The organism is Streptomyces sp. NPDC055962, assembly GCF_042270185.1.
Lineage (GTDB): Bacteria > Actinomycetota > Actinomycetes > Streptomycetales > Streptomycetaceae > Streptomyces.
The window spans coordinates 66,131-86,909 of record NZ_JBHJYN010000016.1 but is presented as its reverse complement, the minus strand read 5'-3'; the positions used below and the strand labels follow the sequence as shown (position 1 = coordinate 86,909).

The window sequence follows — 20,779 nt, the reverse complement described above, 5'->3', positions numbered from 1 at the left end:
ACCACTCAACTACCGGCGTCACCCGGGGTTACGGGCGCGCGTGCGCCCTTCGCGAGGGATCGATCCTGCATATGGGGCGCACGGAGGCATGGGCGGGGGCGCGTGCGAGCGAGTGCACCGCTGCGGGGGTAACCACTTGCTGGACTGTGCCAACTCACCATCGCTCGTACCCGATACAGATGAATATGCGCATTTCTCGTGCCGTGCCGGGCAGTGATTGCTTCACTGAATCACTGCGGTCTCAGGGGGAAAAATGGCAGCCAGGCCTCTCGTCGCCCGTCAGCCGAACGAACGGCTCCAGACGCTCATCCAGGAGGCGGCGTGTTCCAACGCCGGCCTCGCACGCCGGGTCAACATGGTCGGCGCGGAGCGGGGGCTGGACCTCCGCTACGACAAGACGTCCGTGGCCCGCTGGCTCCGCGGGCAGCAACCACGCGGCAGGGCGCCCGGGATCATCGCCGAGGCGATCGGCCGCAAGCTCGGCCGCACCGTCACGATCGACGAGATCGGCATGGCCAACGGCAAGAGCCTGGCCTCCGGCGTGGGACTGCAGTTCGCCCCCACCGTGCTCGGCGCCATCGAGCAGGTCTGCGAGCTGTGGCGCAGCGACGTGGGCCGCCGCGACCTGCTCTCCGGGTCGGCCGTGGCCGCCTCCGCCCTGGTCGAGCCCAGCCGCGACTGGCTGATCACGGGCGCCGACCCGCAGGTGGCGCGGTCGGCCGGGAGCAGGGTCGGCATGCCGGACGTGGCGGCGGTGAAGGCGATGACGGCCGCCCTCGTCGACCTGGACCACCGCTTCGGCAGCGGACACGTCCGGCCCGTCCTGGTGCACTACCTCAACAGCGTGGTGTCCGGGCTCCTTTCGGGGTCCTACCGCGAATCGGTCGGCCGCGAGCTGTTCGGCGCGGTCGCCAGACTCACCGAGCTCGCCGGGTACATGGCCGTCGACACGGGCCAGCCGGGGCTGGCGCAGCGGTACTACATCCAGGCCCTGCGCCTGGCCCAGGCCGCGGGGGACCGGGCGTACGGGGGCTATGTGCTGGCCGCGTCGATGAGTCATCTCGCGGCGCAGCTCGGCAATCCGCGCGAGATCGCGCAGCTGGCGCGGGCCGCGCAGGAGGGTGCGCGGGGCCGGGTGACGCCGCGCGCGGAGGCGATGTTCCACGCGGCGGAGGCCCGCGGCCACGCGCTGATGGGCGACGCCCGGACCTGCCAGGTGGCGGCGGGCAGGGCGCTCGCGGCGCTGGACCAGGCCGACCCGGAGACGGGCGACGACCCCTCCTGGATCGCCCACTTCGACGCGGGGTACCTCGCCGACGAACTGGCACACTGCCACCGGGACCTGGGGCAGGCCGAGCCGGCGGCCCGGCGGGCGAAGGAGGCGCTGGCGGCGCTCCCGGAGTCCCGGACCCGGCGCCGGGGCATCGGACTCGTGCTGCTGGCCACGGCGCAGGTGCAGCAGCGCGAGGTGGAGCAGGCGTGCCACACCGGGCTGCGGGCGATGGAACTGCTGGGCACGGTGCGTTCCAGCCGGGGTGCCGAATATCTCGAAGACCTCCAGCAGCGGTTCGAGCCCTACGCCGACGAGCCCTCCGTCCGGGAGTTCGGCGCGAGGCTGGAGCTCCAGGCCGCCTGACCGGCCCCGTGGTCGAGTCGGCCATGAACAGCGCCGTGGGCGCCTCATGCGTTACCCGCGGTGTGAAGGGGTGGTGAGCGCCCTCGGGCGCTTGGCGCCGGACTGCGGCCACCCGGTAGCGTGAGCCGACGATTCCATAGGTTCACACGTAGGAGTCCCGGTGACGCAGAGCGGAGAGGGCGACGAGCCGCAGCTTCCCGCTGTACGGCCCGCGCACGAAGGTGTCGTGCTGCCCGCGGACGGTGGTGCCCCCTGGCACGCGGGGGGCCCGGCGGGCGGGCAGCAGGACCAGGCCGTCCCCGCGGGCGGGCAGCCGTGGGGCCGGCCCTGGGGGCCGCAGGACCCGCACCAGGACGGTCTGCCACCCGGGCAGCTGCCACCGGAGCAGCAGTACCAGCACGACCCGTACCAGCAGCAGCACGGGCAGTACCAGCCCCCGCAGCCGCAGTACGGCTACCCGCAGCAGTCTCATGACCCGTACCAGCAGCCGCAGGCGTACGCGCAGCCGCTGCCGCCCGAGGCGGGAGCCCCGGGGCCGGGAACGGGCCAGGGCGGGGACGCCGACGCGACGCAGTACATCGCACCGGTCCCCGGCGGCGCCTTCCCCGGCGGGCTGCCGCCCGAGCGCCAGGCGGACGCCACGCAGTACATGGGGCAGACCGCCGCGCACGGGCAGCCGTCCGACGCCGACGCGACCCAGTACATACCCCCGGTGCCCGGCGGTGCCCCGTACGGGATCCGGCCCGGCGCCCCCGGCGACCGGCAGCCGCCCGCGGAGTTCGACAGCCTCTTCCGCAACGAGGGGACCGCGGGCTCCACGCAGCAGATGCCCCGCTTCGACCCCGCACCGCAGCAGCCGCAGCGGACCCACCAGGGCGGCCCGCAGCAGCCGCAGGGCGGCCAGCCCTACGCGGCGGGTCCGCAGGGCCCCCACGACGGGTACGGAGGCCCCGGCGGGCAGGAGCCGGACGAGGGCCCGGGCCCGGCGCGCAGACGGTCCCCGCACATCCCGCTGATCGCGGCCGTCGTCGTCGGCTGCGCCGTCATCGGGCTCGGTGCGGGCGCCCTCATGAGCGGCGGCGACGACAGCCCCTCGGACGACAAGCAGCCGGTGGCCTCGCAGAGTTCGTCCGCCGGCGAGCCCTCCGCGCAGGCGGCCGATCCCGCGAAGCCGCAGGCCGAGGCACTCGACAAGCTGCTCGCGGACAGCAACAACAGCCGTTCGGCGGTGATCGGCGCCGTGGAGAAGATCAAGGCATGCCGGGCCCTCGACCAGGCGGCGAGCGATCTGAAGGGCGCCGCCCAGCAGCGCCGCGGCCTGGTGACCCGGCTGGAGGCGCTGAGTGTCGACAAGCTCCCGGCCGAGGCCGAGCTGAAGGCGTCCCTGACCACGGCCTGGCAGGCGTCCGCGGAGGCCGACGACCACTACGCGGCCTGGGCCGGTCAGGCCAAGAACGACAAGAAGGTCTGCAAGGGCGGTCACGCCCGCTCGACCGACGCGACGGCCCAGGCCAACGCGTCGAGCGGCGAGGCCACCACCGCCAAGCGGAAGGCCTCGGAGCTGTGGAACTCCATCGCCCGGAAGTACGGGCTGACCGAGCGCGCACCCACCCAGCTCTGACGCGCTGCCTCCGGCCCCGGTGTCCTCACCGCGGGCCGGAGGCGGCCGCGCGGCGGCTCAGCCCCCGGAGGGGGCGTTCACCAGGGTCTCCCTGACGTCCACGAAGCCCTCGCGCTCCGCGGTGAGGCGCCCGTTCCGGACCACCTGGAACGTCACCTGCCCGTTGACGATGCGCCCGTAGGCGGCCGTGCCGACCATGTCCTGGAAGCGCCAGCGCAGGACCGGGGTGAGGCCCCCGGTGTCCACCTCGGTGCCGCGGTTGAGGCTGACGGACATCGCGCCCGCCGTGATCTCGGGCGCGTCCATCGCCTCGATGACCGCCTTGAGCGCGGTGTACGCGATCCACGTGGTCTGCACGCCCGTGTCCGCGGGATCGATCCGGTTGTCCCCGAAGGCGTACGTGCGGATCACCTCACGCATCTCGTTCCAGCGGGCGTCTCCGGCCTCCGGGTACCAACCCGTGACGAGAGCACCCTCGAAGGGGCTGTGCGGCCCGCCCGTACGGTCGATGAGGCCTTGGCCGACGCTGCCGAGCACGGACGAGATCCGCACCGTGCTGCCCGAGGGCTCCAGGCGCCGGAAGGAGTCGAAGAACGTCTCCGTGCCCTTGCCCAGCACCGCGGTCACACAGCCGCCGCCCGCGTGGCCCAGGGCCTTCGCCGCCTCGGCGTCGTAGGACGTGGCTCCCTCGGCCGCGCTGATGTCGTAGGACGCGGCGCGTTCGCTCCGGCCGAGGCTCGCGTCCAGGAGACCGGGCATGGTGTCGCCGACCAGGGTGTCGGGCCGCACCAGCGACACGCGTTCGCAACCGGCGGCCAGCTGCTCGCCGTTGCCCGCGACGAGCGCGGGCTGCCCGCCGTTGACCGGGTAGGACAGGTAACTGGTGAACTCGTCGGCGGACGCGCCGTACCCGCCTATGTACGGGATGCCGGCCGCCTCCAGCGGAGCGAGGAAGGCCCGGCCGTACCGGCTGTACGAACCGACGACCGCCGCCACGTCCTCGTCGGCGGCCCGGCGCGCGCACTTCGAGGCCCCGGCCGCGCTGTCCTGCTCGTTGCAGGTGAGGACCCGCAGTTCGTGGCCGTCGATGCCGCCCTTCTCGTTGATCCAGCGGGCGTAGGTCCTGGCCATGGCCGGCATGCCCGCCATGTTCACGGAGTCGGCGCCGGTGGTGTCCGGGGCCCACGTCATCACGGTGACGGGCTCCCTGGAGCCCCCCGAGACTCCGGGGATCACCCCGCAGCCGGACATCAGCAGCGCCCCGGCCGCCACAGATGTGAGGACTTTGCAGGGGCGGGGAGGGGTGAGGCGTCGCCATCCGGTCATGGGCATGAACTTTTGCGGTTCGCGGGTAACGCCACGGTGTGCCGTGGTCAACACATGGTGACGCCGAGGTGAATTACGGGGGCCTGTGTGCGGCCTCCGGGAGGGAACGTACGATCGGCAACCGTGCAGCAAGGTTCGGAGAACACTTCCCGTCGCGGCCGTCGCTCCTCCACCATGGGCGGCATGCCGCTCAACGACATGCCGTGGTGGCGCTGGCGCAGCAACGTGCGCTCGGCGCTGCACATGCTCTCCGACCCCGTCTTCCACCACGAGTGCTGGCTCGCCGGCCGGGAGGGGTACGGCGACGTCACCGACGCCGTGTACCGCCTGGTCGAGGACACCTGGCTGGACAACTGGTCCGCCGAGAAATACGTGGGAACGATCTTCCGCGACACGGCCGAGGCCGCCCTCGTGGACGTCGCCGCCCTGCGGGTGCTGCGCATCATGCACCAGATAGGCGCCGACGCCCCCGTCTCCGCCTACCTGGAGCACCCGGGCTGGCAGGAGGCCGTCATGGCCGCCCGCGAGGCCCATGTGATGCTCGCCACCAACGACGGCGAGGACCCCGACACCCCGCCGCGGTCCCTCGACGTGCTCCGCATCATGACCAGATCGGCGTGATCCGCGGCCGGTGTGGCACCCTACGGGGATGACCGCGCAGCAGCCCGCCGAACCCGTACCCGCTGCCTCGGACGCCCCCGCCGAGCAGTACGTCCTCACGCTCGCCTGCCCCGACAAGCAGGGCATCGTGCACGCCGTGTCGAGCTATCTCTTCATGACCGGCTGCAACATCGAGGACAGCCAGCAGTTCGGCGACCACGACACCGGTCTCTTCTTCATGCGCGTCCACTTCTCGGCGGACTCCCCGGTCACCGTGGAGAAGCTGCGGGCCAGCTTCGCCGCGATCGGGGACTCCTTCCGGATGGAGTGGCAGATACACCGGGCGAGCGACCGGATGCGGGTCGTGCTGATGGTGAGCAAGTTCGGTCACTGCCTCAACGACCTGCTGTTCCGCTCCCGCACGGGCGCGCTGCCCGTCGAGATCGTGGCGGTCGTCTCCAACCACACGGACTTCGCCGAGCTCGTCGCCTCGTACGGCGTCCCCTTCCGGCACATCCCCGTGAACCGGGAGAACAAGGCCGAGGCCGAGGCGCAGCTGCTGGAGCTGGTCCGCGGGGAGAACGTCGAACTGGTGGTCCTGGCGCGGTACATGCAGGTGCTCTCCGACGATCTCTGCAAGCAGCTGAGCGGCCGGATCATCAACATCCACCACTCGTTCCTGCCGAGCTTCAAGGGCGCGAAGCCCTACCACCAGGCCCATGCGCGCGGCGTGAAGCTGATCGGTGCGACGGCGCACTACGTCACCGCGGACCTCGACGAGGGGCCGATCATCGAGCAGGAGGTCGAGCGCGTCGCGCACGGCGTCACTCCGGACCAGCTCGTGGCCATCGGGCGCGACGTGGAGTGCCAGGCGCTGGCCCGCGCCGTCAAGTGGCACGCGGAGCGCCGCATCCTGCTCAACGGCCGCCGTACGGTCGTCTTCGACTGATCCCGCGGGCCCCGCGCCCGCCCCGCCGTCTCAGAGGCGGCTGAGGGAGGCGGCGGCGAAGAGCACGTCGCGGATGGCCTCGCGGTCGCCCTCCTGGCCCGCCGCGGCCTCGACCGGCAGCACGTGACCGGCGACCAGCCGGCAGAACTCGACCCCGTCGAGCGCGACCTGCGCGACCGTGAGGGCGGAGGAGCCGAGGGCCGCCGGTGAGTCCAGGGGGATGTACCAGTCACCGCCGCCGCGGCCCTCGACCTCCAGGTGGAGCGAGCGGCCCGGGGACCCCGCGGTGACCAGATGGCGGGCGGGTGACGCCAGCCCCGCGCGGCGCCGCTCGGCCAGCGTGGCGGGCAGCAGCCGGGCCGCCAGGTCGATCATCCGGTGGAGGTGGGCGGGGGCCGGCGGATCGTACGGGTAGTCCACGGCGTCCGCGATGTCGCCGCCGTGCACCCAGCACTCGAAGGCCCGCTCCAGGAGCGAGTCCTGCAGCGGGAGGGCGAAGTTCCCGTACGGGACGGAGAGCTCCGCGACGCCGCGGCCGGCGAACGAGACCGTACGGACGAGGGAGTGGCTCTGGTCGCGCCAGGGCTCCCGTACGGCCCGGGTGGGCGGCCGGAGCGCGGCCGACCAGTACGACTCGGTGCGCTCGGTCGGTGTCGGCGGCAGGCTCCCGTCCCCCTTCCCCAGCGGGTCGTCCAGGCCGAGCGCCCTGGACACCAGTCCGTCGACGGCCATGAGGTGACCGATCACCCCGGCGACCGTCGTCTTGCGGTTCACCTGCCGGTCGTCCTCGAACCACTTCAGCCGGACCGGCGCGTGCCACTCCGAGTCGCCGATGTCCCGCAGCAGCGCGTCGAGCCGCGCGGTCTCCGCGTCGTAGGGTGCGGCCCAGGACGGGACCGGGATGCGCGCCGGGCGGCGGCCCAGGCAGCCCTCCAGGACCCGGGACCTGAGCATCGGGTCCAGGTCCAGCGTGCCGTCGGTGTGCAGCAGTCCCACGGCGTCGCGCAGGCGCAGCGCCTCGTCGGCGCAGGGCGCGCACGCGGTGAGGTGGTCCTCGACGGCCGAGGTCTCCTCCGCGGAACAGGCGGCGAGGGCCCATGCGCCGAGAAGGGACTTCAGCACTCTGTGGGGGAGCGCCCTGGCAGGCGGATCCGGTGGCTCCGGCGGCAGGGGAGGGCCCGGAGGCTCCGGCGGCCGCGAGCCTCCGGAGGAGACGGCCGGAGGGAGCCTCTCCTGGTCGTCCGCGGCCGCCCGGGGCCCCGGTATGCGCCGCTCCACCGGCCGGTCCCCGTCGCGGCCGCCACCGCCGTGGTTCCCGTTCACGCCGTGGGCCCGTAGCCGGGAGGCGCCGCGTCCGCCGGGAGGCGGGTGTTCGCGGTGGAGAGCAGCTGGAGCCCGAGCCGCAGCCGGCGCCTGGCCTCGTCCCCGGTGACGCCGAGATCGGCGGCCGCCTGCCGGTAGTCCCGGCGCTGGACGTAGGCGAGTTCGAGCGCGGCGCGCAGGGGTGCGGGCATGGAGGCGACGATGTAGTCGGCGCGGGCCGCGGCGGTGGCCTTCCGTACCCGGTGCTCCAGCTCCTCGGCCGAGCCGTCGACGTCACCGCCCGGGCCCTCGCCGTCGGGGCCGGCGTGGTCGCGGTCCGTCCCCCGCAGCCGCCGCACCGACTGGCGGTGGGTGAGGCGCGCCACCCAGGAGCGCATCGAGCCGTGCTTGGGATCGTAGGCGTCGGGGTTCTCCCAGACGTAGCCGAAGACGTCCCGCGTCACCTGGTCCGCGGCGTCCTCGTCGTCGAGCATGCGGTGGGCCTGGCTGTGCACGAGGGCGGCGAACCGGTCGTAGAGCTCGCCGAGGGCCGCCGCCTCGCCGCGCGCCAGCCGCTGCTGCATGCGGCGGTCCCAGCGCGGTGGTGCGTCCTTCACCATCCAGCCCCCAGCCCTGTGCCTCTCGTCACGTCGAATGTAGTCGTCGGCACAGTCGGGGCATGCACCTTTCCGGCAAGTACGTCCCTCGAGTGGCGCCGAATGATAGGGAACGCTTCACCCCTTGCCTCTTCCTGATCGGGTAAACGATCCTGAAGTGATCATTTCTGCATGAATCCTGCACCGGCTCCGGGTGTGGAAGGGTGTTTCGCGGGCGGGTACGCGGGCAGCCGCGAGGAGGAACGGAATCCTCCGGATCCTCCGGAGCCCCGGAACGAGAGGCCGAGTCGCGTGACGCTGAAGGTGTACGAGACCGAGCAGGACGCGTGGACCGTGCTGCGGATCCACGGCGAGCTCGACCTCGTGAGTTCACCCGTCGTGCGTCAGTCCGTCCACGGGGCGGTGGCCGCGGGGCGGCACGACGTCGTCCTGGACCTCTCCGGTGTGCTCTTCTGCGACTCCAGCGGCGTCGGCGTCCTCATCGCCTCCCGCCGCCTGATGAAGTCCTGCGGCGGACGGCTGCGGCTGATCCTCCCGGCCCGCGGCGCCGTCGACGGCTCGCACGTCAACAAGGTGCTCGGCGCGCTGGGCGTCCGACGGCTCTTCGACGTCTACCCCGACGCCGACGCGGCCACCGACGACGATTCCCGGCCGCTCACCGCGTGACACGGCGGATCGTGGCGAGGCCGTCACCTCGCTGACGGGAGTCAGTGACACGTGACGCCGTCCGGCGTCGTACGCTCCCCGCATGGACAGCGCAGAGTACGAGCGCAAGATCGCGCACCGCTTCGCCGCCTTCGACCAGGACGGCAACGACTACATCGACCGCGCCGATTTCAACGCCGCCGCGGCCCGTCTGCTCGCCGAGTTCGGCACGACGGCCCGCTGCGACCGGGGCCAGTCGCTCTACACGGGGGCCGAGGCCTTCTGGCAGGGCATGGCCGGCATCGCCGACGTGGACGGGGACCAGCGGGTCACCCGGGAGGAGTTCGTCGGCGGAGCCGTGAAACGGCTGCGTGACAACCCCGAACGCTTCGCGGAGATCGCAAGGCCCTTCCTGCGCGCGGCGATCGCCGTCGCCGCCGGCGAGGACCTCGAGGGCGGCGTACCCGTGGCCGCTCCGGTCGCCGCGGTGGAGCGCGCCCTGCGCGTCCTGGGCGCGGCGGACGACATCGCGAGCGTCGCGGCCCGGAGCCTGGACACCGACCGGGACGGCCGGATCGCGGAGGCGGAGGCGGTCGCCGCGTTCTCCGCGTACTTCACGGTGATCGAACCCGACGCGTAGCGGTTCCGCCCGGTCCGGAGGCGTCGGTACCGGCCCCGGCTCCGAGCACGGGATGCGCGGTGCAGGTGGCGGCGGCGGGTCCGGGGGTGCGCGGTGGCGGTCCGGGGCGTGCGTCAACACGCCGAAGATGGTGAGCAGTTCGCGCCCGCCCGGTACCCGGCCTGCCGCCCGCACCGGGCGGGCCGTGGAGGCGGGCGCGGGACAGTCGTGGCTGACCGGAGGCGTACGGATCGTGCGCCGGGGGTCACGCAACGCATCCGGGCGCGGGGCGTGCGCCCGGGGCGGCCTGTCACCGGGCGGAGTCGACGGCCCTCACTCGGGTACGCTCCGTGGGATGCGAGTGGCACAGGAACCGAAGGGTCCGGGTGCGCCCCACGGGGCGGCCCCGGATGGCGCACGGTGCCCTGCCCACTCTCCATGGAGCTGCGGCCGGGCCGCCGGGGACGGGGTCCCCGGGATGCCGGCGCGCTTCTGTTCGACTCTCCGCAGCGCGCGTCGCACAGTATGGACCACGCGTACTCCTTCGCGCTGGAATATGCCCGAAGCGCTTGTTGCGGTGACTGTACGTCAACCATGCTGTCTCGCAGGGGAGTCACGTTCCGTGACCCTGAGGAGGCGCGAGGCGATGTGTCCGCCGGTTCGGATGGTGTGAGCGGTGCAGGTGCTTCAGGTTCAGCTGGAGGTCGGGCCGGATCCCGCAGAGGTGGGACGGGCCCGCAGATGGGCGCGGTCGCGCCTGGTCGGGTCCGGGATGGAGGACGACGAGCCGCTCGCGGAGACGCTCATCCTGCTGATCTCGGAGCTCGTCACCAACGCGGTCGTCCACACGGGCTGTCCCGCCGTCCTCAGGATGCTGTTCGGCTCGTCGAATCCCACGGGCTCCGCGGGCACGGTGCGGGTCGAGGTGGCCGACACCAGCTGCCGCCCGCCCCAGCCGCGTCACGCCGCGGGTGAGGACACCGGCGGCCGCGGCCTGGAGCTGGTCGACGGCCTGGCCGACCGCTGGGGCTGGCAGCCGGAGGGCGCCGGCAAGCGGATCTGGTGCGAGGTCGACCGCGGCGGACCGGTGATGATCCCGGTGGTCCAGGAGCAGCCCGGCGACCGGGCCAGGCTCTGAAGCGGTTTCTCAGCGGTCCGTCAGTGGTCCCTCGGGCGGTCCAGCAGCGGTCCCTCGGCGGTCCGCCAGCAGTCCGTGAGCCGTCCCTCAGCGGTCCGTGAGCGTCGACCGGAAGGTCCGCCGGTAGACCGTGGGCGACACCCCCAGGGCCGCCTGCACGTGCTGGCGCAGGGAGGTGGCCGTACCGAAGCCGGAGCCCCGCGCCACCTGGTCGACCGACAGGTCCGTGGACTCCAGCAGATGCCGCGCCCGCTCCACCCGCTGCCGGGTGAGCCACTGCCCCGGGCTGATGCCGACCTCCTCGCGGAAGCGGCGGGTGAAGGTGCGCACGCTCATCGCGTCCTGGCTCGCCATGTCGCGCAGCAGGATCGGCTGGTCGAGCCGCCCGAGTGCCCAGGCCCGCGCGGCCGTCGTCGTGGCGAGCCCCGGCTCGGGCATCGGGCGCCGGACGAACTGGGCCTGGCCGCCGTCGCGATGAGGGGGCACGACCGTGCGGCGGGCGACGTCGTTGGCGACGGCTGTGCCGTGGTCGCGGCGCACGATGTGCAGGCAGAGGTCGATCCCGGCGGCCACGCCGGCCGAGGTGAGCACGTCGCCGTCGTCGATGAACAGGACGTCCGGGTCGACGCGGACCTTCGGGAAGAGCCGCTGGAAGTGGTCGGCCGAGGACCAGTGCGTGGTGGCGGGGCGCCCGTCGAGAAGTCCGGCCGCCGCGAGGACGTAGCCGCCCGTGCAGATGGAGACCATCCGGGTGCCCGGTCCGATGTACGCGAGCGCGTCGGCCAGTTCGTCGGTGAGCCGGCCTTCCTCGTGGACGGGTCCGAGTTCGTACGACGCCGGGACGACGACCGTGTCGGCGGTGGCGAGCGCGGCGGGGCCGTGCTCGACCATGATGCTGAAGTCCGCGTCGGTGCGGACCTGGCCCGGCGGCCGGACGGAGCAGGTCACGACGGAGTAGAGCTCCTCACCGGCGGCGGGTGGCTCCGCACTCCGCGCCCGGCCGAATATCCTTTGCGGAATGCCCAGTTCGAAGGGGATCACCCCGTCGAGCGCGAGGACGACCACGCGGTGGCGCATACGGACTCCCGTTCTCCCGCGGACTGCGTGCTACCGGGTGCGGCCTGATAAACGTACCGGTCATGAACGACAAGCCGACCGTGAGCGCAGCTGTCCCCCCGACCGCGCCAGTTGCCCCAGCTGCGCCAGTTGCCTCAGCTGAACCAGTCCCTCCGACTGCACCGGTTCCCCCGCCGCCCTCGGTCGTCCCGGCCACATCCGTCCCTCCGGCCGCATCCGTCCGCGCGGCGGCGGTCGCGGCGGCGCTCGTCACCGTGGCGGCGGGCCTCGGTGTGCGCGCGGCGGCCGGCGGGGACGTGGCGAAGTACACGGGCGACGCCCTCTACACCGTGCTGATCCACACCCTCGTGGTCCTCCTGGCCCCCCGGGTGCGGCCGCTGACCGCCGCGGGAGCCGCCCTCGCCGTCAGCTGGGTGGTGGAGCTGGCCCAGCTCACGGGCGTACCGGCCGATCTGGCCCGGCGGAGTGCGGTGGCACGGCTGGTGCTCGGCTCCACGTTCAACGCCCCGGACCTGCTCTGGTACGCCGTGGGAGCGGCTCTGGCCTGGGCCGTCCACAGCCGACTGGTGCGCGGGCGTGCCCTCGCGCGCCCCTGACCCGGTGGCCCGATCCCTGCGAAGCGTGTCCTTCCGGCCACTCGCCCGGGGGCGGCACGCGGCCGAATGCTGGGCGGCGTGACCCAGACAACCGACGGCGCGCCGGTCGAGAGCGCTCCTCAAGGCCCCTCCCGCCCGCGGACACGCCGCCCGCGGATCCACCGCGCGTGGATCGTCGCCGCCGTCACCTTCGTGACGATCATCGGCGGCGCCGCCTTCAACTCCCTGCCCGGCCTGCTCATCGACCCCCTCCACACCTGGTTCGGCTGGTCACGCGGCGAGATCGGTCTCGCCGTCTCGATCGACATGGCGCTCTACGGGCTGACCGCGCCGTTCGCGGCCGCGCTGATGGACCGGTTCGGCATCCGCCGGGTCGTGGTCGTCGCGCTCAGCGCGGTCGCGGCCGGAGCGCTGGCGAGCTACTGGATGACCGAGGTCTGGCAGCTGATGCTCTACTGGGGCCTGCTCGTCGGCCTCGGCACCGGCTCGATGGCCATGGCGTTCTCGGCGACCGTCACCAACCGCTGGTTCGTCGCCCGCCGCGGACTGGTCACCGGGATCCTGACCGCGGCCGGGGCCTCCGGACAGCTGATCTTCCTGCCGCTGTGCGCCTGGATCGTCGACAGGCACGGCTGGAGGCCGGCCACGGTGACGGTCGCGATGGCGGCGCTCGTCGTCGTCCCGTTCGTCTGGCTCCTGATGCGTGACCACCCGGCAGACATGGGCCTCGCCCCGTACGGCGGCGCCTACGTGGAGAAGCCGGCCCCCGCGCGGGGCGCCGCGGGCCGCACCGTGCGCGTCCTGTTCGACGCGGCCCGTACGGGGCCGTTCTGGCTGCTGGCGGGGTCGTTCGCGATCTGCGGGGCGTCCACCAACGGCCTGATCCGCACCCACTTCGTGCCTTCCGCCCACGACCACGGCATGGCGATCACTGCTGCGGCCTCGCTGCTGGCCGTGATCGGCGTCTTCGACATCATCGGCACCGTCTTCAGCGGCTGGCTCACGGACCGCTTCGACGCCCGCAGACTCCTGGCCGTCTACTACGCGCTGCGCGGTGTCTCGCTGTTGTTCCTGCCGATGCTGATGGCCCCGGCGGTGCATCCGCCGATGGTCTTCTTCATCGTCTTCTACGGCCTGGACTGGGTCGCCACGGTCCCGCCGACCCTGGCCCTGTGCCGGGAGCAGTACGGCGAGGACAGCGCGATCGTCTTCGGCTGGGTCCTGGCCTCGCACCAGGTCGGCGCGGCCCTGGTGGCGTTCCTCGGCGGTGTCGTCCGGGACGTGACCGGCTCGTACGACCTCGTCTGGTACGCCTCCGGAGCGCTGTGCGCGACGGCGGCCCTGATGGCCCTGATGATCCGCCGCGGACGGACGGCCGATCCGGGACTCCCCGCCGTGGCCGCCTGATCCCCGCCAGGACGGGACCGGCGCACAACCCCGGGCGCGGGGCGCACAACCCCGGACGTTCCTTGATCGTCCAACTTCCGCCGGAGACAAGCGTGTCGCCGGCGGGAGAGCCCCGTGCCCAGTCACTGGAGAACCATGAGACCCGTCTCTGTCCATCCCTTCGTACGCCTCGGCGTGTGCGCCGTCGCAACCGCCGGAGTCCTGCTGGCGGGGGTGTCCGCGCCGGCGTCGGCCGCGGAGACCGACCAGCTGTGGATCAACGCGCCGTCGGAGAAGAACCTGCAGGCCGGCGCCGGGACCGGCACCCCCGTCGACGTGGGCCTGTACCACGACAACGAGAACTTCACCGTCACGGACGGCCGCCTCACCGTCGACGTCTCCGGCCTCGCCGGGGTGGCCGAGGTGACCTGGCCCGGGAACTGCGCGCCGAGCGGGACGACCGCTGTGTGCACCGTCCCCCAGGTGCCCGCGATCGGGGCGGACTACAGCCCCCAGGTGCGGCTCCAGGTCCGCGCGGCGGACGGCGCCCAGGACGGCGCACACGGTCGCATCACCTACGCCGCGACCGCCACGGGCGGCCCCGACGGGACGCTTGAGGCCCCCCGGGACTCCTTCGACACGGCGTTCACCGTCGGATCCGGCCCGAACCTCGTCCTGGGCGGCCTCGCCCCGGTCGACGGCATCGCCCCGGGCTCCGCGTCGATCGTGCCGCTCACGGTGACGAACGAGGGCAACGAGCCCGCCCAGGGGTTCACCCTCGGCATGGTCGCGTCCTACGGCCTCGGCTTCGACTCGGCGTACGACGCCTGCGTCTACACGGAGGCGGGCGGCGAGGACGGCCCGCCCTCGTCCCACGCCCAGTGCTCCTTCGGCCAGGTGCTGGAGCCCGGTGACAGCTTCACGCTGCCGGAGCCGCTGTGGATCGCGGTCAGGGACCACGCCCTCCGGGAGCGCCTCGACCTCCACGTCGAGCCGGCCGGCGGAGCCACCGACCTCGACACCGAGGACAACTGGGGCATCGTCGCGGTGAACGCGGCCGGCACCGCCGACTTCGCCGTGCGCGGCTCCAAGGTGACCGGCGCCGTCGGGGAGACCGTGAAGGCCGCCCTCACCTTCAGCAACAAGGGGCCGGCCTGGATCGGCAACCTCGGTTCGGGCGACGCGGTCGCCCTCGTCGACTTCACGGTGCCCGAGGGCGTCACCGTCACCGGCGCGCCCGCCTCGTGTCAGCCGCGCACGCTGTCCGGCGGCTACCACCCGGGCCGGCTCGGTGCCCCCCGCTACGTGTGCGACATGCCGTACTGGGTGCTGGAGGACACGGTCCGCACCTTCCGCTTCAGCCTCCGCGTCGACACCGTCGTCCCCGGGGCCCAGGGCCGGGTGGCCCTGAAGCCGGTGATCACCGGCACGGGCTTCCCCTTCGACCCGAAGCCGGGCAACAACAAGGGCTGGGTCACGGTGAATCCGCTTCCCGCGGTGTGACGCAGAGCCGCCGAGGGTCCGGACCACGGAGCCGTCCGGACCCTCGGCGGCACCCTCAGAGCTCGGCCAGCTTCCCGGCTATCCTCCGCGCGTCCCGCGCGATCTCGCGGAGCATGCCGCTGATCGGGTTGGTGAAGCCGGTGAAGTAGAGGCCCGGAGCGCCGTCCGGGGTGCGGGCGCCCTGCACCGAGGGGCGGCCCCGGGCGTCCAGTACGCCGAGGTGGCCGACCAGGCCCTCCAGGGCCCGCTCGTAGCCGGTCGCCGCGACCACCGCGTCCGGGGTGATCCGGGTTCCGTCGGCCAGGACCACCGTGTCCCCGTCGAACGACTCGACGGCCGCCACCGGCGCCACCCGGCCGCTCTTCACCGCGTCGATCAGCCCGACGTCCTGGACGGGGATCGCGCCCTCCTTCACCCGGGAGTAGAGGCCCGTGTCCGGGCGGGGAAGTCCCTGATCCGCCAGGTCGGGGACGGAGACGCGGCTCATCAGGCGCCCGGCCACGTCGACGAGCCGGACGGGCAGCCTGCGGACCAGGACGGCGGTCGCCTGGGCGGGCCAGCCCGCGGTGGAGCGGCGCACGATGTGCGGGACCGTGCGGACCGCGATCCGCACGCGGGAGGCGCCGCCCTCGACCAGGTCCACGGCGATCTCCGCACCGGTGTTGCCGATGCCCACGACGAGCACGTCCCTGCCCGCGTACGGGGCGGGACTGCGGTACTCCGAGGCGTGCGTCAGCTCGCCCCCGAAGCCCTCGCGGCCGGGCCAGCCGGGCACCCGCGGTGTGTGGTTGAAGCCGGTGGCCACCACCACCGCCCGCCCGGTGAGCACCCGGCCGCCGGTGGCACTCAGCTGCCAGCCGGAGCCGTCGGCGGTCCGGTCGATCCGGGAGACCTCGACGCCCGTCACCACTTCCAGTTCGTGGTGCTCGGCGTACTTCTCCAGGTAACGCACCATGTCGTCGCGCGAGACCCAGCGCCCGAACCGGCGGGGCATCGCCAGCCCCGGAAGCGCGGACCAGCGGCGGATCGTGTGCAGGTGCAGCCGGTCGTAGTGGCGGCGCCAGGACGCGCCGACGTGACCGGACTTCTCCAGCACCACCGCGCGTACGCCGTGCTCCCGCAGAGCGGCGGCGACGGCGAGACCGCCCGGTCCGCCGCCGATCACGTAGACCGGCCGGCCGTCGGTGCGGTCGACGGAGGCGGAAAGGGCGTCATCGGTGGGGGAAGTGCGTTCGGGCATGGTTCGGAGCGTAATGGGACATGGACATGATGGGTTCCGGTCCGGACGGGAATCGGTTGCGAAATGATCACGGGTGCCCGGATCCGCCGTTCAGAGACCGGGGGCGCCCCACACCGGGAACCAGCGGGAGAGATCGCCCTCCACCCGGAGGTCGTCGCCGAGCACCGCACGCACCTGGAGCTCGCGCTGGTTGTCGCGCCTCTCCCCGCCGCCCGTCGCCGGGGCGAACGGATAGAAGGTGCCCCGTTTGTAGAGGTACACCAGCGCCAGCGCGCGCCCCTCCGGATCGCGGAACCCGATCAGCGAGCAGAGCAGATGCGGGCCGAAGCCGCCGTCCCGGAGAAGGGTGTTGACCGCGTGCAGGTCGTTGACCAGGGCGGCCGTGCCCTCGCCGCCGGGTTCCTGGCGGGCCAGCAGCCAGGTGTAGCCGTAGGCGTCCTGGCTGAACTCCACGGGGACACCGCCACGCCCGGTGTCCGCGTCGAGCAACTCCCGTACGTCCTCCCGGACACGGGCGAAGGTACCGCCCTCCACCCCCGCGAAGCAGACCGAGCCCAGCCCGGTCGGTGCGAAGCCGGTGCCCGCCTGGAGGGTGAGCGCGGCGGACGGAACGGCGAAGAGCTGGTCCAGGTCGGGGCGGACCGGCCTGCTGCGCCCCAGGATGCTGTCGAGCAGTCCCACGGGAGCTCCTTCACGGGTGGGAGAGGCCGGCCGAGATGCGGGCCAGCTGGTCCAGGCGCTGTTCGAGGGTCGGGTGGGAGGAGAGCAGCCGGCCCAGGCTCTCCTTCGACGCGAAGGCGGGCACGAAGTAGAAGGCGTTGTACGGCTCCGCCTTCCGCAGGTCCTCCGTCGGGATCCGGGCCATCTGACCGCTCACCTTGGTGAGGGCGGAGGCGAGGGCCGAGGGGCGGCCGGTGAGCAGGGCGGCCGTGCGGTCGGCGGAGAGCTCGCGGTAGCGGGAGAGCAGCCGGGTCAGCAGGAAGCTCAGGGCGTAGACGACGGCGCTGATCAGCGGGATGAGCATGATGATGATGCCCGCGGGGTCGTTGCCCCGGCTGTTGCGGGCGAAGCCGCCCCACAGGGCGACCCGGGTGACGACCCCGGCGAGGACGCCGAGGAAGGACGCGATCGTCATCACCGCCACGTCGCGGTGCGCGACGTGCGACATCTCGTGGGCGAGGACGCCCTCCAGTTCCTCGGGCTCCAGCCGGCGCAGCAGACCCGTCGTGGCGCAGACCAGGGCCGTCTTCTCGCTGCGGCCGGTGGCGAAGGCGTTCGGCACGTCGCTCCGCGCCACGGCCACCCGGGGCTTGGGCATGTCGGCGAGGGCGCAGATCCGGTCGATCGCGCCGTGCAGCTCCGGTGCCTCCTCGGGGGTGACCTCGCGGGCGCCCATGCCGTACGCGGCGATGCGGTCGCTGAACCAGAACTGGGCGACGAACAGACCGCCCGTGACGATCAGGACGACCGGCCAGGCGCCGCGCAGGACGGCGAGGAGCACGCCCACGAGGACGACGTACAGCAGACCGATGAAGAACATGGTGCTCACCATGCGGGTGGTCAGACCGCGGTCCGGGGCGTAACGGGAACGGGCTCGTGCCATGTGGTGCCTCCAGCAGCTCACCTGACTCCCATAGTGCCCCTTTCCCGTAGAAACCGTGTGAAGGGGGCATCAGGGCCAGAGGAGCTCGCGGATCCAGCCCGTGCCGCCTCGGCGGTAGCGCAGCCGTACGTGCCGCCGGCGGTCGTCCCCCTGGAAGAACTCCACCTCCTGCGGCTCGACCACGTACCGCGTCCAGCTCTCCACCTCGGCGTCCGGTTCGGCCCGCGCCCGTTCCCAGGCGGCCCCGGAAGCGCGTTCGAGGTCCTCGGGTGCGGGCAGCACCTCGCTCTGGGACCCGGTCAGCGCCGAGGCGAGGGCGCCGGTGGACCGGGCCCGCAGGTCGGCCCGGCTCTCCTCGCGGCTCGTCGGGACGGCCGTGCCCCGGACGCGCACCTGGCGGCCCTGGGCGGGCCAGTAGAAGCCGAGTGCCGCGTGGGGGCGGGCGGCGAGCTGGCGGCCCTTGGCGCTGGTGGCATGGGTCGCGAAGTGCCAGCCGCGCTCGTCCGCGTCGTGCAGCATCAGGGTGCGGACGTCGGGCCGGCCCTCGGCGTCCGCGGTCGCCAGGGTCATGGTGTGCGGTTCGGTCTGCCCGGCCGCCACCGCCTCGGCGAACCAGGCGTGGAAGAGCGGGAGGGGCGCGGCGGGCGCGTCCGACGGATCGAAGCGGGGGAGGGGGGCGTCCCAGACGCGCTGCGTGTGGAGCAGGTCGCGGAAGTCCTTCTGTGCATCGCTCATGGGCCCATTCCACCGCCTCGCGGCCCGGTGCGGAAACGCCGACGGCGGACCACGGGTGTGGTCCGCCGTCGGCGCGACAGGACGGGGGGAGCCGCGGGGTGCGCGGCGCCCGGCGTGTGCGGGGGAGTCGGGGGCTGCCGGGGCCTACCTGACCGGCTTCTTGCCGGTGATGCCCAGATGGACCAGCAGGGCGAGGTTCGGACGGAGTTCGGCCTGCTTCACACCCCAGGTGGTGAAGCCCTTCTGGTGCGAGGCGACCCCGGCCAGCATGACGACCAGGGAGCCCGCCACCGCGGCGGGACTGACGTCCTTGTCGACCTTGCCCTTGGACTGGAGCTCCTTGACGGCGTCCGTCAGGGAGTTGGTGACCGAGTTCAGGACCTTCATGCGGATCTTGTAGAACCGCTTGTCCCCCTCGGCGGCGCCGAGGTCGACGACGCGGAGGATCGCGTCGTGACGGCGCCAGAAGTCGAGGAATCCCTCGACGAGTTCTTCGGAGGCCTGCCAGCCGGCCTTGCCGACCCAGGAGCGGCCGCCGACCAGTTCGGTCAGTCCGGCACCTTCCTTGGCCATTTCCTCGGCGAGTTCGAGAACGGCGCCCTCGACGTCGGGGAAATACTGGTAGAAAGTCGCGGGTGAAGTCCCCGCCTTCCGGGCCACGTCGATGACTTTGACGTCCCGGTACGGCGAGGAGCTGAGCATCTCGCTGAGGCAGTCGAGCAGCTTCTGCCGCGTCGCCTGGCCTCGCCGACCAGCCACGCGGCCGTCGACGGTGCGTACTTGTCCTGTCATGCCGTCAGCTTACCGAGGGGTGATCCGAGCGCGATCTGACCGACTGCAAATGGGGAACGCCCCAGTGCGGACGGGGTGGACAGCGCAATTCCCCGTGGTCCGCGCGGCCTTTTCCGCGCGGAATTCGCACAGGAGGAAGTCGCCGGCAGGGCTTTGCCGAATGGCCCGTGTATCCGCCCGGGGGAGGGCCCGATGGGATCTTGTTATCAACAGCCTGTGGATAACTTCGGTGGACAACCTGTGTCCACGTCGGTCGCAGAAGCTTCACGATTCGGGCAAAAGTTCTATTCGGGCCGCCCGGGGCGCGCTGTGCGGCCCCCGACGCTACGTTGAGTGTGACGGGCGTCACGGCTGCCCTGCCGCGGCCCACGGTTGATCCACAGAGGCACCGCCACGGGCCGTCGCGACCTCACTGCCACGGAAGGACCCGGGTCATGGCCGTATTCGCGCAGTCCGCGCCGTGCTGGGTGGATGTGCAGCTCTCCGACCTGGAGGCCGGCAAGCGCTTCTACGGCGGGCTCTTCGGCTGGACCTTCCACGCGGGTGACGGCATGCCCTTCGCCGACGCGTACAGCGACGGCAGGCTCGTGGCCGCGCTCGCCGCCAAACAGGACGGGCGCATGCCCACGACCTGGGGCGTCTACTTCTCCACCGACGACATCCGCGCCACCGTCGCCCTGGTCCGCACGGCCGGCGGACAGGTGATCACCGATCCGGTGCGGGCCGGCGCCGCCGGGGTCCTCGCCCAGGCGGTCGACCCCGGCGGCGCGGTCTTCGGCCTCTGGCAGGCGGACGGGCGCGCGGGCTTCGAGAAGCAGAACGAGCCGGGCGCCTTCTGCTGGACCGAGGTCTACACCCGGCAGCCGGAGCGGGTGGACGCCTTCTACGAAGAGGTCTTCGGCTTCCTGGGGACCGACATCGAACTGCCGGGCGAGGCCGGGACGACGGAGGACTTCCGGGTCTGGTCGCCCGCCGGGACCGAGCCGGGCGAGGACACCGCGGTCGGCGGACGCGCGCTCCTCACGGACGCCTTCCCCGCGATGCTCCCCAGCTACTTCCTCACCTACTTCGCCGTCGCCGACTGCGACCGCACCGTCGAGACCGCCGCCCGCCTCGGTGGCCGGATCACGGCCCCGCCCCTGGACATCCCGTACGGGCGGATGGCGGTCCTCCAGGACGATCAGGGTGCGGCTTTCGCCGTGCTCCAGCCGGCCGAGCTGCTGCCGTAGCCGTCCCGGAGCCGCCGCGGAGCTGTCCTGAAAGGGGTGGAGTGCCACAAGACACCCCGATCCGCCCCCGGGTTCGCAACCGGGGCCCGAGCCAGGAAGAATCAGGGTGCGCACCGCCAAGTGGTGCCCAGTGGTGAGACGCTGCACAGGGCGGGATTTCGCGGG

General features: G+C 72.8%; 20 protein-coding genes. 11 read left to right on the top strand and 9 right to left on the bottom strand.

The features are described from left to right. Positions 1-253 precede the first annotated feature (253 nt). Both ACFC51_RS32055 and ACFC51_RS32050 read left to right on the top strand, forming a co-directional pair. Entirely contained in the window at positions 254-1,636 is a 1,383-nt protein-coding gene (locus ACFC51_RS32055; RefSeq protein ID WP_376378016.1) for a transcriptional regulator, read from the top strand. 160 nt (positions 1,637-1,796) lie between these two features. Then, positions 1,797-3,257, top strand: coding sequence for a hypothetical protein (locus ACFC51_RS32050; RefSeq protein ID WP_376532130.1), 1,461 nt, complete (start codon positions 1,797-1,799; stop codon positions 3,255-3,257). Positions 3,258-3,314: 57 nt separating this feature from the next. On the opposite strand, the gene ACFC51_RS32045 is transcribed toward ACFC51_RS32050, so the two are convergent. Then, on the bottom strand, positions 3,315-4,583 hold the full coding sequence (locus tag ACFC51_RS32045) for an ABC transporter substrate-binding protein (protein ID WP_376532128.1): 1,269 nt from the start codon (positions 4,581-4,583) through the stop codon (positions 3,315-3,317). Between the two features lie 174 nt (positions 4,584-4,757). Here ACFC51_RS32045 and ACFC51_RS32040 point away from each other — a divergent pair, with 174 nt between their 5' ends. Continuing rightward, positions 4,758-5,204: a hypothetical protein gene (locus ACFC51_RS32040; RefSeq protein ID WP_376378069.1), complete on the top strand. Its 447-nt coding sequence runs from the start codon at positions 4,758-4,760 to the stop codon at positions 5,202-5,204. A 28-nt stretch (positions 5,205-5,232) separates the two neighbouring features. Then, positions 5,233-6,132 (top strand): formyltetrahydrofolate deformylase, encoded by a 900-nt coding sequence (gene purU / locus ACFC51_RS32035; RefSeq protein ID WP_376378023.1) that lies wholly within the window; start codon positions 5,233-5,235, stop codon positions 6,130-6,132. Positions 6,133-6,162: 30 nt separating this feature from the next. Here the strand turns inward: purU and ACFC51_RS32030 are convergent, their stop codons facing one another. Further along, a complete protein-coding gene (locus tag ACFC51_RS32030; RefSeq protein ID WP_376378026.1) occupies positions 6,163-7,455 on the bottom strand; it encodes a maleylpyruvate isomerase N-terminal domain-containing protein in 1,293 nt (430 codons plus the stop codon). After that, positions 7,452-8,054 (bottom strand): RNA polymerase sigma factor, encoded by a 603-nt coding sequence (locus ACFC51_RS32025; protein WP_376378029.1) that lies wholly within the window; start codon positions 8,052-8,054, stop codon positions 7,452-7,454. Before ACFC51_RS32025 ends, ACFC51_RS32030 begins: the two co-directional genes overlap by 4 nt. A gap of 288 nt (positions 8,055-8,342) precedes the next feature. Between ACFC51_RS32025 and ACFC51_RS32020 the strand changes: the two genes are divergently transcribed. From ACFC51_RS32020 to ACFC51_RS32010, 3 genes are all read left to right on the top strand, one after another. Further along, the gene (locus ACFC51_RS32020) at positions 8,343-8,717 is read left to right on the top strand and encodes an STAS domain-containing protein (protein ID WP_376378033.1); all 375 of its coding nucleotides are present in this window, start codon (positions 8,343-8,345) and stop codon (positions 8,715-8,717) included. 82 nt (positions 8,718-8,799) lie between these two features. After that, positions 8,800-9,336 (top strand): EF-hand domain-containing protein, encoded by a 537-nt coding sequence (locus tag ACFC51_RS32015; RefSeq protein WP_376378036.1) that lies wholly within the window; start codon positions 8,800-8,802, stop codon positions 9,334-9,336. A 655-nt stretch (positions 9,337-9,991) separates the two neighbouring features. Next, entirely contained in the window at positions 9,992-10,453 is a 462-nt protein-coding gene (locus ACFC51_RS32010; RefSeq protein WP_376378039.1) for an ATP-binding protein, read from the top strand. Between the two features lie 87 nt (positions 10,454-10,540). Here the strand turns inward: ACFC51_RS32010 and ACFC51_RS32005 are convergent, their stop codons facing one another. Next, entirely contained in the window at positions 10,541-11,530 is a 990-nt protein-coding gene (locus ACFC51_RS32005) for a GlxA family transcriptional regulator (protein ID WP_376532126.1), read from the bottom strand. A gap of 254 nt (positions 11,531-11,784) precedes the next feature. On the opposite strand from ACFC51_RS32005, the gene ACFC51_RS32000 reads away from it, so the two are divergent. From ACFC51_RS32000 to ACFC51_RS31990, 3 genes are all read left to right on the top strand, one after another. Continuing rightward, complete coding sequence (locus ACFC51_RS32000) at positions 11,785-12,126, top strand: DUF2809 domain-containing protein (protein ID WP_376532124.1); 342 nt, start codon at positions 11,785-11,787, stop codon at positions 12,124-12,126. Positions 12,127-12,192: 66 nt separating this feature from the next. After that, positions 12,193-13,533, top strand: coding sequence for an MFS transporter (locus ACFC51_RS31995; RefSeq protein ID WP_376378048.1), 1,341 nt, complete (start codon positions 12,193-12,195; stop codon positions 13,531-13,533). Positions 13,534-13,668: 135 nt separating this feature from the next. After that, positions 13,669-15,015 (top strand): hypothetical protein, encoded by a 1,347-nt coding sequence (locus ACFC51_RS31990; RefSeq protein ID WP_376378051.1) that lies wholly within the window; start codon positions 13,669-13,671, stop codon positions 15,013-15,015. A gap of 55 nt (positions 15,016-15,070) precedes the next feature. On the opposite strand, the gene ACFC51_RS31985 is transcribed toward ACFC51_RS31990, so the two are convergent. The 5 genes from ACFC51_RS31985 to ACFC51_RS31965 all read right to left on the bottom strand — a co-directional run bounded on the left by ACFC51_RS31985 (position 15,071) and on the right by ACFC51_RS31965 (position 19,385). Beyond that, the gene (locus tag ACFC51_RS31985) at positions 15,071-16,255 is read right to left on the bottom strand and encodes a flavin-containing monooxygenase (RefSeq protein ID WP_376378054.1); all 1,185 of its coding nucleotides are present in this window, start codon (positions 16,253-16,255) and stop codon (positions 15,071-15,073) included. 90 nt (positions 16,256-16,345) lie between these two features. After that, positions 16,346-16,936 (bottom strand): hypothetical protein, encoded by a 591-nt coding sequence (locus ACFC51_RS31980; protein ID WP_376378057.1) that lies wholly within the window; start codon positions 16,934-16,936, stop codon positions 16,346-16,348. A gap of 10 nt (positions 16,937-16,946) precedes the next feature. Then, positions 16,947-17,858: a zinc metalloprotease HtpX gene (gene htpX / locus ACFC51_RS31975; protein ID WP_376378060.1), complete on the bottom strand. Its 912-nt coding sequence runs from the start codon at positions 17,856-17,858 to the stop codon at positions 16,947-16,949. Between the two features lie 69 nt (positions 17,859-17,927). Continuing rightward, positions 17,928-18,593 (bottom strand): pyridoxal 5'-phosphate synthase, encoded by a 666-nt coding sequence (locus tag ACFC51_RS31970; protein ID WP_376378063.1) that lies wholly within the window; start codon positions 18,591-18,593, stop codon positions 17,928-17,930. Positions 18,594-18,737: 144 nt separating this feature from the next. Continuing rightward, the gene (locus ACFC51_RS31965) at positions 18,738-19,385 is read right to left on the bottom strand and encodes a TetR family transcriptional regulator (RefSeq protein WP_329231657.1); all 648 of its coding nucleotides are present in this window, start codon (positions 19,383-19,385) and stop codon (positions 18,738-18,740) included. A gap of 434 nt (positions 19,386-19,819) precedes the next feature. Between ACFC51_RS31965 and ACFC51_RS31960 the strand changes: the two genes are divergently transcribed. Continuing rightward, positions 19,820-20,614: a VOC family protein gene (locus ACFC51_RS31960; protein ID WP_376381246.1), complete on the top strand. Its 795-nt coding sequence runs from the start codon at positions 19,820-19,822 to the stop codon at positions 20,612-20,614. The last annotated feature ends 165 nt before the right edge of the window (positions 20,615-20,779 follow it).